This window comes from Thermobifida fusca YX, from assembly GCF_000012405.1.
GTDB classification, from domain to species: Bacteria; Actinomycetota; Actinomycetes; order Streptosporangiales; family Streptosporangiaceae; genus Thermobifida; species Thermobifida fusca.
Genome location: NC_007333.1, coordinates 1,858,283 through 1,876,622, shown reverse-complemented (window position 1 = coordinate 1,876,622; position 18,340 = coordinate 1,858,283). Strand labels below are relative to the sequence as shown.

At 68.5% G+C, this 18,340-nt stretch carries 10 protein-coding genes; 6 read left to right on the top strand and 4 right to left on the bottom strand.

Features of this window, described 5'->3' with window-relative positions; genetic code table 11:
- Nucleotides 1–2: 2 nt before the first annotated feature.
- Both TFU_RS07970 and TFU_RS07965 read left to right on the top strand, forming a co-directional pair.
- Entirely contained in the window at nucleotides 3–917 is a 915-nt protein-coding gene (locus TFU_RS07970) for a carbohydrate ABC transporter permease (protein WP_011292043.1), read from the top strand.
- A gap of 56 nt (nucleotides 918–973) precedes the next feature.
- On the top strand, nucleotides 974–2,626 hold the full coding sequence (locus TFU_RS07965) for a glycoside hydrolase family 43 protein (RefSeq protein WP_011292042.1): 1,653 nt from the start codon (nucleotides 974–976) through the stop codon (nucleotides 2,624–2,626).
- A gap of 348 nt (nucleotides 2,627–2,974) precedes the next feature.
- On the opposite strand, the gene TFU_RS07960 is transcribed toward TFU_RS07965, so the two are convergent.
- Nucleotides 2,975–4,966, bottom strand: a complete 1,992-nt coding sequence (locus TFU_RS07960) for a beta-galactosidase (RefSeq protein ID WP_011292041.1) — start codon at nucleotides 4,964–4,966, stop codon at nucleotides 2,975–2,977.
- Between the two features lie 74 nt (nucleotides 4,967–5,040).
- On the opposite strand from TFU_RS07960, the gene TFU_RS07955 reads away from it, so the two are divergent.
- From TFU_RS07955 to TFU_RS07945, 3 genes are all read left to right on the top strand, one after another.
- Entirely contained in the window at nucleotides 5,041–7,302 is a 2,262-nt protein-coding gene (locus tag TFU_RS07955) for a glycosyl hydrolase family 95 catalytic domain-containing protein (RefSeq protein ID WP_011292040.1), read from the top strand.
- A 211-nt stretch (nucleotides 7,303–7,513) separates the two neighbouring features.
- Nucleotides 7,514–9,811: an alpha-xylosidase gene (gene yicI / locus TFU_RS07950; RefSeq protein ID WP_011292039.1), complete on the top strand. Its 2,298-nt coding sequence runs from the start codon at nucleotides 7,514–7,516 to the stop codon at nucleotides 9,809–9,811.
- A 66-nt stretch (nucleotides 9,812–9,877) separates the two neighbouring features.
- The gene (locus tag TFU_RS07945) at nucleotides 9,878–12,655 is read left to right on the top strand and encodes a cellulose binding domain-containing protein (RefSeq protein WP_011292038.1); all 2,778 of its coding nucleotides are present in this window, start codon (nucleotides 9,878–9,880) and stop codon (nucleotides 12,653–12,655) included.
- A 643-nt stretch (nucleotides 12,656–13,298) separates the two neighbouring features.
- Here TFU_RS07945 and TFU_RS07940 read toward each other — a convergent pair.
- The 3 genes from TFU_RS07940 to TFU_RS07930 are packed head-to-tail and all read right to left on the bottom strand — an operon-like array spanning nucleotide 13,299 to nucleotide 16,910.
- Entirely contained in the window at nucleotides 13,299–14,210 is a 912-nt protein-coding gene (locus TFU_RS07940) for a carbohydrate ABC transporter permease (protein ID WP_011292037.1), read from the bottom strand.
- Entirely contained in the window at nucleotides 14,207–15,232 is a 1,026-nt protein-coding gene (locus tag TFU_RS07935) for an ABC transporter permease (protein WP_011292036.1), read from the bottom strand. Before TFU_RS07935 ends, TFU_RS07940 begins: the two co-directional genes overlap by 4 nt.
- A 4-nt stretch (nucleotides 15,233–15,236) precedes the next feature.
- Nucleotides 15,237–16,910, bottom strand: coding sequence for an extracellular solute-binding protein (locus TFU_RS07930; protein ID WP_011292035.1), 1,674 nt, complete (start codon nucleotides 16,908–16,910; stop codon nucleotides 15,237–15,239).
- A 165-nt stretch (nucleotides 16,911–17,075) separates the two neighbouring features.
- Between TFU_RS07930 and TFU_RS07925 the strand changes: the two genes are divergently transcribed.
- The gene (locus tag TFU_RS07925; RefSeq protein ID WP_011292034.1) at nucleotides 17,076–18,326 is read left to right on the top strand and encodes an ROK family protein; all 1,251 of its coding nucleotides are present in this window, start codon (nucleotides 17,076–17,078) and stop codon (nucleotides 18,324–18,326) included.
- The last annotated feature ends 14 nt before the right edge of the window (nucleotides 18,327–18,340 follow it).

Genomic DNA, 18,340 nt, shown 5'->3' with positions numbered 1-18,340 from the left:
CGATGTCGACCATCACCGCCCGCCCCGCGGGAGAGCAGGCAGAATCGGTTACGCCTGCCCGCTCCGCCAAGCGCTCTGCGGCGCGCGCCGGCAGCAGGAGAGTGAGCCGTCCCGCCTACGGTGCCGGCATCGGCGCGGCCATCTGGCTGGTCCTCGTCGTGGTCCCGCTGTACTTCCTCATCGCTACGAGCCTGCGCGGCTCCGGCGACTACCTCAGCGCTGGACCACTGTCGATCCCCGAAGAGATCACGCTCGACGCCTACCGGCGCGCCTTCGAGGTGGGGTTCCTTAAATTCCTCACCAACAGCCTCATCGTGGCGTTCGGCGCGATCATCCTGGTCCTCGCTGTGGCCCTGCCTGCCGCTTTCGCCATCGTGCGCAGCAAGAGCCGCGTGGTCCGCATCGGGTTCACCCTGTTCCTGCTGGGACTCGCCGTCCCCGCCCAGGCAGTGATCATCCCGATCTACCTGCTCATCACCCGGCTGCACCTCTACGACTCGCTCACCGCGGTCATCCTGCCGACCGCCGCGTTCGCGCTGCCCGTGTCCATCGTCGTCCTCACCAGCTCGCTGCGGGATGTCCCCAGTTCGCTGTACGAGGCCATGTCCCTGGACGGTGCAAGCAACTTCCAGATCTTCTGGAACCTGGTGTTGCCCCTGTCCCGCTCCGGGGTGGTCACCGTGACGATCTTCGTGGGTCTCAACGCCTGGAACAACTTCCTGTTCCCCCTCGTGCTGACCCAGAGCATGGACACCCGAGTACTCCCCCTGGGCCTGTGGGAGTTCCAGACCCAGTACGGCACCGACGTCCCCGGCCTCATGGCGGCCGTGGTGCTGTCGGCGCTCCCCGTGCTGGCCCTCTACCTGTTCGGTCGAAGACAACTGCTCAGTGGTCTGGCCGCCGGCATCGGCAAATAAGCCACCACTGACCCTCGCGTCTGCCGGAGACTCCGGCCCGAGCCAGAAAGGCAGTCATGACGTCTCCCCAAGTCACGTCCTCCCCGTCTCGTGAGGAACCGAGGGCGGGCACGATTCGCAACCCGGTACTCACCGGCTTCTACCCCGACCCTTCCATCCTGCGAGTGGGCGACGACTACTACATGGCGACCTCCACATTCGAGTGGTATCCCGGAGTGACCCTGCACCATTCCCGGGACTTGGTGCACTGGCGCCCCCTGGGCGGTGCACTCACCGAGACTCGACTGCTGGACCTGGCTGGACGGCGGGACGGCGCAGGGGTGTGGGCACCCGCCCTGTCCTACCGGGACGGACTGTTCTTCCTCGTCTTCACGAACGTCGCAAGCTACAGCGGCAACTTCTGGGACGCGCCCAACTACGTCACCACCGCTCCCGACATCACCGGCCCCTGGTCCGACCCGGTGCCGCTCCACTCCCTCGGCTTCGACCCGTCGCTGTTCCACGACGACGACGGACGGAGCTGGCTGCTCAGCACCTCCATGGACTGGCGGCCGGGACGGGACGCGTTCGGTGGCATCGTCGCCCAAGAGTTCTCGGTGCGCGACATGAAACTCGTCGGTGAACCGGTGATCATCTTCACCGGCACCGAAGCCGGCGTGACCGAGGCGCCCCACATCTACAAGCGCGACGGCTGGTACTACCTGGTCACCGCCGAAGGCGGCACCCAGTGGGAGCACCAGGTCACCGTGGCCCGCTCCCGCTCGGTCACCGGACCCTACGAGGTCGACCCGGCCGGGCCAGCCCTCACCTCGCGGCACGTTCCCGAAGCGCCGCTGCAGAAGGCCGGGCACGCGAGCATGGTCGAAACCCAGCACGGCGAATGGTATTTCGCGCACCTGACCGGACGCCCGATGCCGCCCAGCGGCCGGTGCGTCCTCGGTCGGGAGACCGCGTTGCAGAAGATCGAATGGTCTTCAGACGGGTGGCCCCGCGTCCGCAACGCGGAACCGCTGCTGGAAGTGCCGGGACCGCGCGGCCTGGCCCCGCACCCGTGGCCGCAGCCGTCGGAGACCGACCACTTCGACGACCCCACGCCGCGGCCCGAGTGGAGCACGCTGCGCCGGCCCTTCGACTCCTCCTGGGTCTCCCTCACCGAACGGCCCGGCTACCTGCGGATCCGCGGCGGGCAGTCGCCTGCTGGCCTGCACGAGCCCAGCCTGGTGGCACGCCGACTGCAGCACCGCGCCTGCATCTTCGAAGCCTGCCTGGAGTTCAAGCCGGAAGACTTCCGGCAGATGGCAGGCATCACCGCCTACTACAACACCCGCCAATGGCACTACCTGCGGATCAACCGCGACGACCGGGGCGGCGTGTTCGCGGGCGTGCTCACCAGCGACCGCGGCATCATCCGCGAAGTGGGACGGCGGATCAGCGTCACCGACTGGCCGAAGGTCTTCCTGCGCGCCGAAATCGACCGGAACGACCTGCGCTTCGCCGTCTCCTCCGACGGCAGCACGTGGGCTGACATGGGGGTGCGTCTGGACATGAGCATCCTGTCCGACGAGTACGCCGAGGAACGGTTCGGCAACGACCCCATCATGTGGGGTTTCACGGGGGCGTTCCTCGGCCTGTGGGCCCACGACATGACCGGGGCAGGGCTCCCTGCCGACTTCGACTTCTGCACCTACCGGCCTCAGTCCCCCTCCTGAGGCCGGGGGCCGGCACGCCACTCGTGGCGTGCCGGGCCGGACCGTCCGTGGTCCCTCCCACACCCCCGGTCCCCCTCCCGGGAACGGGAGAGCGTCGGCCGTGGCTCGCCGCGGCCGACGCGGCCCACGGACGGCAACCCGGACCAGCCCTCACTGTGCTCCCCGCCAAGAAACCCCGGCTTCCCTCCCGGCCGGGGCACGAAGGTGAGGGTCGGCGCGGTTTCCTCCTCCCGGCCGCGCCGACCCCTCGCCGCACTGGTGTGAGGGCAGTCCTCCACCCCTCGCATGGCCTTCATCCTCCCAAGGCCATACGAGAAAGCCGCGTCGGCCGCGGCCTTCCCCTCCGGGTCACGGCCGACGCGGCCCCCGCAGCACCGCCACTCCTCCCGCGGGGACGACCAGCGCCGCTCCAGAAACCCCGGAGAGCACCTCGCGGCTCTCCACAGCCAGCCCCAGGTCGGCGCCTGTCACCGGGCCGTTGCCGTGGTTGAGCACGAACACCCACTGCTCGTCCCGGGAATCCCGGTGTACCACTTCCACCGCGGGGGGAGTAGCGGTGCCCCCGGACAGGCCGGCGCGGGACAGGACCTTCCCCAACCCAGCGTCCTCCAGATCGCAGGAGACGTACCACGCCTGTCCCGCGCCGCGCCCCACCCGCGTGACCGCGGCACGCCCCGCGAACGGGCCGTCCGCATAGCGTGCTACCACCTTAGCGTCGGCCACGTCGAGCTCTTCACTCCACCGGCGCGCCCGCCCCCAGTATTCACCGTCCTCCCCGCACACCGTGACCGCGTCGACCGCCGGATCGAGCGGATAGTGCTGCAGAGCACGCACTCCCAGCAGGTCGCGGAGCGCCCCCGGGTAGCCTCCAGGCCACACCCGCGCATGCTCGTCTGCGGTCCCACTGCCGTAGGTGACCACGAGAATGCCGCCTTGCTCCGCATAGTCGGCGAGGAAACGCGCAGTCGCCGCGGAGGTCAAGTACAGCAGCGGCACGACGAGCAGGGGAAGATCCGGCATAGGGGAGTGGGGGGAGACGAACGCGACCGTGCGTCCCTGCCGCCACAGCACCCGGTGCACTTGCCGGACTGCGGCGAGATAGTCCAGGTCGGGGGAGGGGAGTGACGGCGACTGCAGCGCCCACCAGGACTCGGGATCCCACACCACGGCCGCGTCCTCCACAACCCGGGTGTCCTGGACTTCCGCAAGGCGGCCCAACAGTGCTCCCAGCTCACACACTTCCGCAAAGACGGGGGAGTCCGCGCCGGTGTGCGGCAACATCGCGGGATGCCACTGTTCGGCTCCGCCCACGGAGGCCCGCCATTGGAAGAACATCGCCCCCCGGGAGCCGCGGGCCACGTGGCTCAGACTGTGCCGGATGATCTCCCCGGGAGCTTTGGGCCGCACCCGAGCCCCGAGATAGCCGGTGGCCTGCTCCATGAGCAGCCACGGCCGGCCCCTTCCCCAGGAGCGGGCCAGGTCAGCGGCGAACGCGTGCTGGTGGGCCGCAGCCTCCCCGGTGGCGTCCGGGTAGACGTCAACCGCTACGAGATCCAGGTCGGCAGCCCACCGCCACGGGTCGACCGGAACCCAGGAGCCGAACGCGAAGTTGGTGGTGACGGGGACATCCGGGTTGGCGGCCCGCAGGATGTCGCGCTGGGCGCAGTAGTGGCCGCGCATGGCGTCGGAGAGGAAACGGCGGAAGTCCAACAGGTGTGCCGGGTTGGGCAGGTACTGGGTGGCGCGCGGCGGGTGGATCTGCTCCCAGTCCGAATAGCGCTGCCCCCAAAACGCCGTGGTCCACGCGTCGTTGAGCGTGGCCAGGCTGCCGTAGCGGCCACGCAGCCAGGTGCGGAAGGCGCGGGCAGCGTGCTCCCCGTAGGTGTGGGTGCCGTACTCGTTGTGCACATGCCACAGCGCCAGCGCGGGGTGGTGGGCATAGCGTTCCGCGAGCGCCCGGGTGATGCGTAAAGACGCCTCCCGGTAGGCGGGGGCGCACACGTCGTAGGTGTCGCGGCTGCCGTGGGTCAGCCGCACCCCGTCGGCAGTCACCGGCAGAGCGTCGGGGTGGGCGAGGGTGAACCACGGGGGCGGGGACGCGGTCGGGGTGGCGAGGCAGGCACTGATCCCGTTGGCGTGCAGCAGGTCCAGGACCCGGTCCAGCCAGTCGAAGGTGTAGCGGTCTTCTTCGGGTTCCAGCAGGCTCCAGGAGAACACGCCGACCGTGGCCAGGGTGACTCCGGCCTGCCGCATGAGCCGCATGTCCTCGTCCCAGACCGGTTCCGGCCACTGGTCAGGGTTGTAGTCGCCGCCGAACCACAGAGACGCTGGACTCGGCATACCACCCCTCCTTATTTTGGCTAGTAAACAAACTAATAAGGTACTGTGCCCACCCCACACCAGGGAGTAACCCCATGACCTACTCCACCCCGACACAGGGCACCGCCACCCGCCTCCCCGCCGCCTCCTGGGAAGAAGCCCTCATCACCGGCAACGGCCGCCAAGGCGTCCTCGCCCACAGCATGCAAACCCAGATCCGCCTCACCCTCAGCCACGAACGCCTGTTCTGGCCCCGCGAAGAACCCCTGCCCGCCCCCCACACCGCCCCCGCCCTCGACGAACTCCGCTCCCTCATCCGCGCTGGACGCCCCCGCGCCGCAGCCGAACACGTCACCGAACTCGCCCGAACCGAACACCCCGGCTACGCCCACACCCGCTGGATCGACCCGCTCACCGGAGCCGGCACCCTCACCTTCATCCCCGACGCCCCCGCCTGGGGACCCATCCACCGCACCTGCGACTACACCACCGGCGTCGTCCGCGAAGAACTCCCCAACGGAATCCGCCACGACGTCTTCGCCTCCCGCGCCGACAACGTCATCGTCATCCGCCTCAGCGCAGACCACGAGCTTGCCGGCACCCTCCAACTCGCCCCCCTGCCCGGCGAACCCCCCACCCCCGCCGACACCCGCCTCACCAGCACCCCCCACACCCTCACCCTGCACACCGCCTTCGCCCGAACCTGGCCCACCACCCTCACCGGCTACACCCTCACCTGCCGCATCATCGCCCCCGGCGGACACCTGCGCCCTCTCGAACCAGGCCGCCTCCACCTCAGCGGCGCCCGCCACGTCCTGCTCCTCGTCCGCACCACCGTCACCTCCGAGACCACCCCCGCACCAGGCGACCCCGACCTTGCCCGTCTCACCCCCGACTTCGACACTCTCCTCCGCCGCCACACCGCCCACCACACCCCCCTCATCACCCGCTCCCGCATCCGCCTCTCCCCCCGCCAGCCCCACCCCGACCCCCTCCCTGGGGAAGCCCTCCTCGCCCAAGGCCCCACCCCGCACCTCATGGAACGCCTCGTGGAGGCGGGCCGCTACGCCACCGTGTGCGCCATCGGAGAACTGCCCCCCACCCTGCAAGGCGTGTGGAGCGGCACCTACAGTCCGCCGTGGAGCTCCGGCTACACCTTCGACGGCAACCTCGCCTCCGCCGTCGCCGCCCTCCACCCCCTCGGCACCCCGGAACTCATGCTCCCGGTCTTCGACCTCGTCGACACACTCCTCGACGACTTCACCCACAACGCCCAACGCCTCTACGGCTGCCGCGGAATCCTGGTCCCCCCGCACGCCTCCACCCACGGCCGCCACAACCACTTCGGCCCCGAATGGTGCCTCACCCTGTGGACCGCCGGCGCAGCCTGGCTCGCCCGCCTGTACTGGGACCACTACAGCTACACCCGCGACCCCGGCTTCCTCCGCGAACGCGCCCTCCCGTTCCTGCACCACGCCGCCGCGTTCTACGAAGACTTCCTCACCGACGACGGATTCGTCCCCTCCTATTCACCCGAGAACACCCCCGCCGACTCCGACTCCCAGGCCTGCGCCAACGCCACCATGGACCTCGCCGCTGTCCGCGACCTGGTCCGCAACCTGCTCCGCGCCCACCGCATCCTCGACCTGCCCGGAGCCCGCCGCTGGGCCGAGCTCGGCGCCCGCCTGCCCCGCTACCGCATCGCTCCCACCGGCGAACTCGCCGAATGGGCGACCCCAGCCGGCCCCCTCGACCAGACCGACCGCCACACCCACCGCCACGCCTCCCACCTCTTCCCGTTCTGGTACGAAGGCGACCCCGCCTTCGCCGACCCGACGCTGCGCGCCGCCGCCGTCCGCGCCATCCGCGCCCGCCTCGCCTGGTGGCGCTCCGCAGCGTCCGACGAGATGGCGTTCGGACTCGTCCAACTCGGCCTTGCCGCCGCCAACCTGGGCCTGGCCACCGAGGCCGCCACCACGCTGGAACTCATGGCCACCCGCTACTGGCGGCCCACCCTGGTCTCCACCCACAACAGGAGAGCGCTGTTCAACACCGACATCTGCGGCGGCTTCCCCGCGGTCGTGGCCGCCATGCTGCTGCGCTCCCGCGAAGGCCGCTGCGACCTGCTCCCCGCGCTTCCCCCAGCCTGGCCTGAAGGGGAAGCCCGCGGACTGTGCGGCCGCGGCGGCGTGCTCGTCGACCACCTGGAATGGACCCCCACCCGGATGCGCGCCCGCCTGCGCGCCCGCCACACCACCCGAGTACGCATCGGACTCCCCGACGGCGCCACCCGGGTCGTCACCCTGGACCCGGACCAGGCAGTGGACGTGACCGCACCCCTCACCCTGCACCAGTGACCAGAACCGGCTCCCCGGCCCGGGGAGCCGCGCCCACACCCGCCCAGCCCAGACAGCACGACGTGGCACACGCCGAGGAACCGCCTTGGCCCGCAGCGACCCTCCCGCACACCTATCGGTGCGTGGTCTCCTTCATACGGAGCGTTGATTTTTGTTCGTTTTGAAGCCAAACTAATCGAGAGTGACGTCCGTGCCCTCGCAAGGAGCCCGCATGCTCTACCGGCCCCCCATGGTCCCCCACGAGCGCTTCGTCGCCGACCCACCGGAACTGCCCGTCCCCGCACCCGGGCACAGCAGTCCCGGCACCGTCACCCGAGCCGACCTCCTCGACATCACCGACCAGGGAATCCACCTCAAGGCCGCCACCACCACGGGCGAAACCCTCACCGCCAGCATCACCGCCTCCGCACCCGGCGTCATCCGCGTCCGCCTCAGCGCCCAACCCGACGCCGCCCCCCGCGCAACACGCGCCCTCACCATGGTCCACCCCCACCCCGACGCCACCGCCGACGTCACCATCAACGACGACCACATCGTCATCGCTAGCGGACCACTCCACGCCCACCTCACCCTCGACCCCTGGCACCTGCGCTTCACCGACGACACCGGCCGCCTCCTCACCGAACAAGACCGCGGCCACGTCGACATCAGCGGACGCTGCCGCACCCTCCCCTTCGGCCGCAGCACCGTCGACGGCGTCACCGCCTACCACGACTCCTTCACCCTCGCCAGCGACGAACGCCTCGGCGGCCTCGGAGAACGCTTCACCCCCTTCGACCTGCGCGGCCGCCGCGTCCGCATGTGGAACTTCGACGCCTTCGGCGCCGAATCCGACCGCGCCTACAAAAACGTTCCGCTCTACATCTCCAGCCGCGGCTACGGCCTCCTCCTCCACACCGGCAGCCCCGCCGAATTCGACATGGGACAGTCCACGCACAGCAGCGTGCAACTCCTCGTCCCCGACGACATCCTCGACTACCACGTCATCGCCGGCCCCAGCCCACGCGACATCCTCGACCGCTACAACCAGCTCACCTGCCGCCCCGCCCTACCCCCCAAATGGGCGTTCGGCACCTGGATCTCCTCCGGATTCATCCACGACACCCAACAGCGGGTCATGGAACGCGCCCGCACCATCCGCGAACGCGGCATCCCCTGCGACGTCCTCCACCTCGACTGCTACTGGCAAGCCGAAGGACACTGGTCCGACCTGGACTGGGACCGCAACGCCTTCCCCAACCCCGAACAGATGCTCGCCGACCTCGCCGACCTCGGCTTCCGCGTCTGCCTGTGGATCAACCCCTACATCTCCCACCTCAGCCCCCACTTCGAAAAAGCCGCCAAACACGGCTACTTCCTCCGCCGCACCACCGGCGAGGTCTACCTCGCCGACGCCTGGCACGGCTCCCACCCGCCCGTCGGCATCGTCGACTTCACCAACCCTGAAGCCACCGAGTGGTACACCGCCCGGCTCCGCACCCTCCTGCAGCAAGGCGTCGCCGTCTTCAAAACCGACTTCGGGGAAGGCGTCCCCGCCGACGCCGTCGCCGCCAACGGCATGACCGGCACCGACCTGCACAACGTCTACACCCTGCTGTTCAACGACGCCGTCGCCCAAGTCACCCGCGACGTCAAGGGATACGACCTGGTCTGGGCCCGCTCCTCCTATCTCGGCGGGCAACGCCACTCCGCCCAATGGAGCGGCGACAGCCAATGCACCTTCCCCGCCATGGCCGCCACCCTGCGCGGCGGACTCAGCCACGGACTCAGCGGCGTCCCCTTCTGGAGCCACGACGCCGGAGGATTCAACGGCACCCCCGACACCGTCCTCTACGCCCGCTGGGCCCAATTCGGCGCGTTCTCCCCCCTCGTCCGCTTCCACGGCACCACCACCCGAGAACCCTGGCGGTTCGCCCCCGAAGCAGAAGACGCCGCCCGCGAAGCCCTCCACCTGCGCTACCGGCTCATGCCCTACCTGTACTCGGCCGCCGCCGTCGCCGCACGCACCGGAACACCGCTCATGCGCGCCCTGTGCGTCGACTACCCGGACGACCCGCTGGCCTGGCAGGCCGAACTGGAATACCTCCTCGGCCCTGACCTGCTCGTCGCCCCCGTCTGCGGGCCGGAAGGCATCCGCAACGTCTACCTGCCGCCCGGCCACTGGGTCGACTACTGGAGCGGACGCCTCCACGACGGCGGCCGCACCGTGAAACTCCACAGCCCGCTCAACCGCTTCCCGCTCTTCGTGCGGTTGGGCGCCCTCATCCCGGTAGTGGAAGCAACCACCACCATCCCCGACGGCCCATTCCCCCCGATCACCCTCGTCAGTTGGGGCGGTCAGGGGCGGCGCACCGTCCTCACCGACGTCGACGGCGACACCGTCGTCACCGCCGTCCGCGAAGGCGACACCCTCCGCGTCACCGTGGACGGCCCGGCCCCCATCACCGGTGTCGACATCGTTCCCGTCCACGGGCTCACCCCGCCCACACACGTGGAACTGCACCGGTAACAGGGCCACCACCCCTCCGCCCGGGACCGCCCCGGGCAGGCTCCACCCCCACATCAGGAGCATGACATGACAGCAACAGCACAGCGAACACCACCCCCGCCCACCCCCCGCAGACGCGGCATCATCGCCCGTGCACTCACCTGCATCGCGGCCGCCGCAACCGTGGCCGCAGTCGGCCTCGTCCACTCCGCTGCCGCCCCCGCCTCCGCCACCACCGGCTACACCTGGCGCAACGTCGAAATCGTCGGCGGCGGCTTCGTCCCCGGCATCGTCTTCAACCAGAGCGAACCGGACCTGATCTACGCGCGCACCGACATCGGCGGCGCCTACCGGTGGGACCCCGCCACCGAACGGTGGATCCCCCTGCTCGACCACGTCGGCTGGGACGACTGGGGACACAGCGGCGTCGTCAGCATCGCTACCGACCCGGTCGACCCCGACCGCGTGTATGCGGCCGTCGGCACTTACACCAACGACTGGGACCCCAACAACGGCGCGATCAAACGCTCCACCGACCGCGGAGAAACCTGGGAAACCACTGAACTACCGTTCAAACTCGGCGGCAACATGCCCGGCCGCGGCATGGGGGAGCGGCTCGCCATCGACCCCAACGACAACAGCGTGCTCTACCTGGGCGCACCCAGCGGCCACGGCCTGTGGAAGAGCACCGACTACGGCAAGACCTGGCAGAAAGTCACCAGCTTCCCCAACCCCGGAAACTACGTCGCCGACCCCTCCGACGTCGGCGGATACCTGGGAGACAACCAGGGCGTCGTCTGGGTCGTCTTCGACCCCACCAGCTCCTCGCCCGGCCACGTCACCAAAGACATCTACGTCGGGGTGGCCGACAAGCAGAACACCGTCTACCGCTCCACCGACGGCGGCCAGACCTGGGAGCGCATCCCCGGACAGCCCACCGGCTTCCTCGCGCAAAAAGGCGTCTTCGACCACGTCAACGGACTGCTCTACATCGCCACCAGCGACACCGGCGGCCCTTACGACGGATCCGACGGTGAAGTGTGGCGCTACGACACCACGACCGGCACCTGGACCGACATCACCCCCGCCGATCCCGACGGCTTCGAATACGGTTTCAGCGGCCTGACCATTGACCGGCAGAACCCGGACACGATCATGGTGGTCAGCCAGATCCTGTGGTGGCCCGACATCCAAATCTGGCGTTCCACCGACCGCGGAGAAACCTGGAGCCGCATCTGGGAGTTCAGCGGATACCCCGACCGCACCCTGCGCTACAACCACGACATCTCCGCGGCCCCGTGGCTGGACTTCAACCGGCAGGACAACCCGCCCGAAGTCAGCCCCAAGCTCGGTTGGATGACCCAGGCCTTCGAAATCGACCCGTTCAACTCCGACCGCATGCTGTACGGCACCGGAGCCACCATCTACGGCAGCGACAACCTCACCAACTGGGACGAAGGCAAGAAGATCGACATCAAGGTCCGCGCTCAAGGTATTGAAGAAACCGCGGTCCAGGACCTCATCGCCCCGCCCGGCGACACCGAACTGGTCTCCGCCCTCGGCGACATCGGCGGTTTCGTCCACGACGACATCACCGTCGTCCCCGACGCCATGTTCGACTCGCCCTTCCACGGCAACACCCGCAGCATCGACTTCGCAGAACTCAACCCGAGCGTCATGGCCCGGGTAGGGGAAGCGGTCGACGGGGAAGTCGACTCCCACATCGGCATCTCCACCAGCGGCGGATCACACTGGTGGGCCGGACAGGAACCCTCCGGAGTCACCGGCGCTGGCACCGTCGCGGTCAACGCCGACGGGTCGCGCATCGTGTGGAGCCCCGACGGCACTGGCGTGCACTACTCCACCACCCTCGGCTCTTCGTGGACCCCGTCCCAGGGAGTCCCCGCCGGGGCCCGCGTGGAAGCCGACCGGGTCAACCCGGACAAGTTCTACGCCTTCGCCAACGGCACGTTCTACACCAGCACCGACGGCGGTGCCACCTTCACGAAATCCTCCGCCGCCGGCCTGCCCACGAAGGGCAACATCCGTTTTGCGGCCGTCCCCGGCCACGAAGGCGACATCTGGCTGGCAGGCGGGGAAACCAACAGCACCTACGGCATGTGGCGCTCCACCGACTCCGGGGCCACCTTCACCCGGATCACCGCCGTGGACGAAGGCGACGTCGTCGGATTCGGCAAACCCGCCCCCGGCCGCAGCTACCCCGCTGTCTACACCTCGTCGAAGATCAACGGGGTGCGCGGCATCTTCCGCTCCGACGACGCAGGCACGACCTGGGTCCGGATCAACGACGACCAGCACCAGTGGGCCTGGACCGGTGCGGCCATCACCGGCGACCCCGACGTCTACGGCCGCGTCTACATCGGCACCAACGGCCGCGGCGTCATCGTCGGCGACCTGGACGGGCCGCCACCGCAGCCCACCGAGGAGCCGACAGAAGAACCCTCCACCCCGCCCACGGAAGAACCCACCGAGGAGCCCACGGAGGAACCGTCCACTCCGCCAACGGAGGAGCCGCCCGGTGACGCCGCCTGCGCTGTCTCCTACCAGGTCCTCAACGAGTGGGGCGGCGGCTTCCAAGGCGAGGTGACCATCACCAACACCGGCGACACGCCGATCAACGGCTGGGAGCTGACGTGGACCTTCCCCGACAACCAGCAGATCACCCAGGCATGGAACACCCAGCTCACCCAGTCGGGAGCCAAGGTGACCGCCCGCGACGCGGGATGGAACAGCACCATCGCCCCCGGCGGCACTGCGAGCTTCGGATTCCTCGGCTCGCCTGCCCCCGGCAGCAAGCCGACCGAGTTCACCCTCAACGGGACCCCGTGTTCGGCAGCCGGCTAGGTCAGCCCTGAGACCAGCGGCCCGGACGCCACACCGTGGAAACCCCGGTTGCGCAGTCCCCGCCTGGCGCCACCACGGCAGCGCCCGGGCCGCTGCCGACCGGGCGCGCGACACCACTAGTCGAGCACCCGGTTATTGCAAAGCCCTCGTGCCCCGTCCGCACGAGGGCTTTTTCCGCACTCGGGCCTCCTGCAGGGCATCCCATACCCGAAGGCTTCACCCGGGCACCCGCCCGGCCAGGACTGTGTGCCCCCTGCCTCCGGCACACACAAGAACGAACCAGGACACAGCCCTTAGCCATGCGGAAACCCGCGGCATCTGAGCTCGGCCCACACCCCGCCAGCCTCACCCAAACAGGGAAGCGGCCGCGCGGCCCCAGCGGACGGCCTTCCGACCTACGGCAGGGGAGGGAAGAGCCTACGCAAGGCCTCCGAATACCAACCACCAGCAGACCACTCCAGGCCGGGCCGCTCGCACCACGCACCACCGGCGGCCAGAGGAGACACCCGCGACGAGAAAGGCCGGAGAACCCGGCACGCCCCCACCAAACCAGTAAAAAAGACTCGCACGGCGCCCGCCGAGTCCAGTCACACACAAACATGAGGCCGTGCCCGCAGCCCCGAAGACGAGCACGGCCTGTCTCTCACCCCTTCACCGCGCCGATGATCACACCCTTGGTGAAATGGCGCTGCACAAACGGGTACAGCACCAGCACCGGCACCAGCGCGATCACCACAATCGCCATCTGCAAGGCGAGACTCGGCGGCAGGGTGCTCGCCGTCTGGGAGGCGTCCGCCAACGCACCCACGCTAATGTTCTGCCCCTGCTGCACGTACTGGCGCAACACCAGTTGCAGCGGCCACTTAGCGTTGTCGTTGATGTAGAGGATCGCGTTGAAGAACGCGTTCCAGTAGCCGACCGCGTAAAACAGTCCGACCACCGCCACCACACCCTTGGACATGGGGAGCACCAGCCGGGTGAGGATCGTCCACTCGCTGGCCCCGTCCACCCGGGCGCTGTCCGCGATCTCGCTCGGCAAGTTCATGAAGAACGCGCGCATCACCACTAGGTTGAACGCGTTGATCGCAGTCGGCAGGATGAGCGCCCAGTAGCTGTCGATCAACCCCAAAGAGCTGACCAGCAGATAACTGGGGATCATGCCCGGGCTGAACAGGAACGTCAGCAAAACCAGGAACAGCAACGGCCGGTGCAGCAGCGACCCGGGCCGCGACAACCCGTAGGCGGCCAGGATCGTCGCGCTCAAACTGATCGCGGTCCCGACCACGGTCACCCCTACACTGACCGCCACCGCCCGCGTCACCACGCCGCCCGCGAACAGCTCCGCATAGGCGGCTAAGGAAAACCCGCGGGGGATCACCACCAGGCCGCCCGCCTCGTTGATCGCCGAAGCAGGCGAAAAACTGGTCAACACCACCACATAGATGGGGAACAGCACCGCTAAGGCAATCCCGGTAAGCACCAGCGCCTTAGCGATCCGCTCCACCAGGGAAGGGGTCTCAGCCCACACCGGGCGCTGCCGTGTCAGTGTCGTCATGATGTCCGCCGGTAGATTCCGTTCTCACCCAGCATGTGGGCGACCTTGTTCGCCACCAAGATCAGCACCAGGCCGACAACGCCTTTGACCAGGCCCGCAGCCGCGCCGTAGCTCCACTCACCCACCGCCAGGGTCTGCCAGTAGATGAACGTGTCGAGCACCTCCGCGGCCTGCTGCCCCACCGCGTCACGCTGCAAGAAGAACTGTTCGAACCCCACGTTGAGGGCGTCCCCGAGCCGCAAGATGAGCAGGAGCACAATGACCGGGCGCAGCCCCGGCAGGGTGATGTGCCACAACCGCCGCCACCGGCTCGCCCCGTCCACGGCCGCAGCCTCATACAGGTTCTGGTCGATCGCGGCTAGCGCGGCGAGGAACACGATCATCCCCCAGCCCGCGTCCTTCCACACCACCTCAGCGGTGACCAGCAGCAGGAACGTGTCCGGGTTGGTCATAATGTCCAACCCTTCATAGCCGTGCTGCCGCAGCATCTGCGAAATCAGCCCGGCACCGCCGATGATCTGCTGGAACAGTGTGATGACCAGCACCCAGGAGAAGAAGTGCGGCATGTACACCACGGTCTGCAGCAGCATGCGGATCCGCGGGGAGAGCACACTGTCCAACAGGATCGCCAACGCGATCGGCACGGGAAAGTAGAACACCAACTGGAACGCGGTGATGGTGAGCGTGTTCAGGGTCGCGTCCCAAAACGCCGGGTCGGTCAGCAGCCAGTAGAAGTTGTCGAAACCGACAAAAGGACTGTCCCAGATCCCCCGGTAAGGGGAGTAGTCCTGAAACGCGATGATGTTGCCCAGCGTCGGGATGTAGTGGAAGACCAGCAGCAGCCCCAACGCGGGCACGGTCATCAACAGCAACTGCCAGTCCTGGCGCAACCGGGCCCGGAGCGGTTTAGCGGCAGGACGGTGCTTCGTCTTCCGGCTGTCCCGCGGGGTGCGCGCGGCCCCCTGAGGCGCTGCTGCAGTATCGGGGGCAGCCGCGCGCACCGCAGAGCGGGGCCGGAGCATCCGGTCAAGCACGGCCGTGCTCGGCGAGGACGTCGCCGTAGAAGTCGCGTGCCGCATCACCGCCGTCCCGCCGCCACTGGGCGACGACCTCGCTGAGCTCACTCACCTCGCGGCGGCCCCGCAGAATGTCCGTGATCTTGTCTTCCGTGGGCTGCTCAGCACTGACATACGCCGACGGCCGCTGGATCCGGATCCCCTCGAACGGGTTTTCCTCGGTGTACTGCGCGGCCTCGTTGAACCAGGCAGTGAAAGACTCCACGTAGTCCGGGTACTCGCTTTCCGCGATCGCGTTGTTGCGGCCGCTGATGAACAGGTAGCCGTTGGACACTTCTTTCTGCCCGAGCTCGGTCAGCTCGGGGGCACCGTCGTCGTTCAGCTCGTAGTGCCGCCCCTCCTCGCCGTAGCGGTACACCATGTACTCGACCGTGCCGAACGGGGCCGCACAGTAGTTGAGCACCGCGAGGATCTCGGTCACCTTCTCCTCGCCCAAGCCCTTCTTGATGAACACGCTCTGGCTGGACGGGTCGTTGCCGTGCAGGGACGGGGTGCCGCCGTCGTGCGCGAACACCGGCACCAAGTCCATACGGAAGTCGGGGTTCTGCGGCAGGATCGCCTGGTAGGCCTCGGTCCACGCGCCAAACCCGTCCTGGGTGATGACGATCTTGCCGCTGTTGAACAGCTCCTTGGAGTTCGCTCCGGTCCCCGCCGCGATATCCGGGTGGACGAGCCCAGCGTCGTAGACGCGGCGCATGAACGCCACAGCCTCCTCGAACTCGGGAGTCTCATAGCGGTGGACAAGTTTTCCGTCCTCATACCGCCACTCCCGCGGCGCCCGGAAAATCTGGCGGGCCACCCGGTAGAAGTCGCCGAACGCCCACCGGTTGTTGCGCGGGTCGTTGATCTCCTCACCGAGTTCGAACAGCTCCTCAGCAGTGGTGGGCAGACCCCAGCCGTGCTTGTCGAACAGGTCCTTGCGGTAGAAGATCCACTCCGACAGCGGATCGGTGGGCCACGGCACCCCGTAGAGCCGGTCGCTGAACACCCCCCACTTCCACGCGTTGGTGGGCAGGCTTGCCAGCATCGGATACGGTTCCACCGCTGATCCGGCCAGGTACGGGGTGAGGTCTTCGAAAAGCTGGGGCGCAGCCTCGTTGAAGTCGGGGATGAGGTTGATCGCCCAGTCGGGGATCATCGTGATGTCGACGACGTCCCCAGCAGCGATCACAGCGTTCATCTTGTCGATGATCGTGTTGCCGTCCTGGAACTGGAAGTCGATCGTGGTCCCCAGTTTGCTGTTGACGAAGTCGTAGAAAGAGTTCTCTCCTAACCCCGGCGGGATAGGCCCCCACAGCGGGGCCATCGCCTTGTAGCTGCCGCCCTTGCCGGGGGTGCCGTCCACCGCCTGCACCAGCTCGGTGGGGTAGGAGGTGAAACCGGGCGGGGCCCCGTGCGTGCCGGGAATGTCGGGCTCCACCGCTTGGAACGGAATGTAGTCGGGGACGAGCGCGTCCAGTTTGTCGAGGTTGGCCGCGGAACCGCTGCTGCCGGGACGCGGCCCCTTGGGGGCGCAGGCCGACAGCAGGCCGCTGCCCGCCACGAGTGCGGCAGCAGCACCGGTCAACCCGAGGAAGCGGCGCCGGCTCGGCCCGTGGCCGGGGGAGGGGTGGGAGTGTCTCATCGTCGTCCCTTCACGAGGGGAGCTAGGGGTCTGCGATGACTCTCTGGAGTCTTGACGTAGCCGCGTATAGAATTAGTTTGGGTTTTAGACAAACAAATTACTCTCGGGTGATGCGGACCACAAGATCCGCAACCGAAGCGCTACGAAACGGAGACGGGACACGCAGTGATCGGCAGGACCAGAGACCCCAACAAAGCAGAAGTGGGCGACGTCCGCGCCACCAACCTCGCAGTGGTGCTCCGCTGCGTCCGCGAGCAGGGCCCCTGCTCCCGCGCCGACATCGCCGCCGCCACCGGACTCAACAAAACCACCGTCTCCAGCCTCGTCTCCGAACTCCTGCGCCGCCGCCTCCTCCGAGAAACCGGCACCACCGAAAACCGTGTCGGCCGCCCCGCCATCATGCTCGCCCTCGACGGTGCCTCCAGCGCCGCCATCGGCATCGAAGTCAACGCCGACTACCTCACCGCCGTCGCCGTCGACCTCGCCGGCCGCCCCGTCCTCTCCTGGCGGCGCGCCTTCCCCGGCAACACCGTCTCACCCGCCCGCACCGTCACCGCCGTCACCGCACTCATCCGCCGCGTCGTCACCCGCATCGAACACGACGGCCGCCAAGTCCTCGGCCTCGGCGTCGCCCTCCCCGGACTCGTCGACCCCGACGGCCGAGCCCGCCTCGTCCCCTCCCTCAACTGGCGTAACGTCGACTTCGCCGCCGAACTCGTCGACGCACTCCGCGGCCCCGGATTCCCCGTCGAAATCGGCAACGACGCCAACTACGCCGTCCTCGCCGAACACCGCTTCGGAGAACACGCCGGCACCCGCGACCTCGTCTACCTCACCGGCGGCACCAGCCTCGGCGCCGGACTCCTCGTCGACGGCTCCCTCCGCCGCGGCCACTCCGGCTACAGCGGCGAAGCCGGACACATCCCCGTCCCCGCCCCCGGCGGAACCGCACCCCTCGAAACCGTCGCCTCCATCACCGCCATCGCCCGCCGCGTCCTCCCCGACGACACCCGCGACGACGAACACCTCTCCCTCGCCGAAATCGAACTCCGCATCGACGAAATCGTCGCCCGCGCTCGCGCCGGAGACCCCACCACCCTCACCCGCCTCCACGACGCAGCCAAAGACCTCGCCACCGGAATCTTCACCCTCGTCAGCGTCCTCGACCCCGCCCGCGTCATCCTCGGCGGCTACTACGCCGAACTCGCCCCCTGGCTGCTCCCCGTCGTCAACGACCTCCTCGACACCCGCGGCATCCCCGCCGACGAACCCATCGCGGTGGCCTCCACCCTCAGCCTGGACGCCCCCGCCCTCGGTGCCGCAGCCCGAGTCCTCGACGCAGTCGAACAAGGACGCCTCCCCGACAACACCACCCCCGCTCGCGCCCTTGCCGCCGCCGCCCGAGCACCCCGATAACCCGCAGACCACCA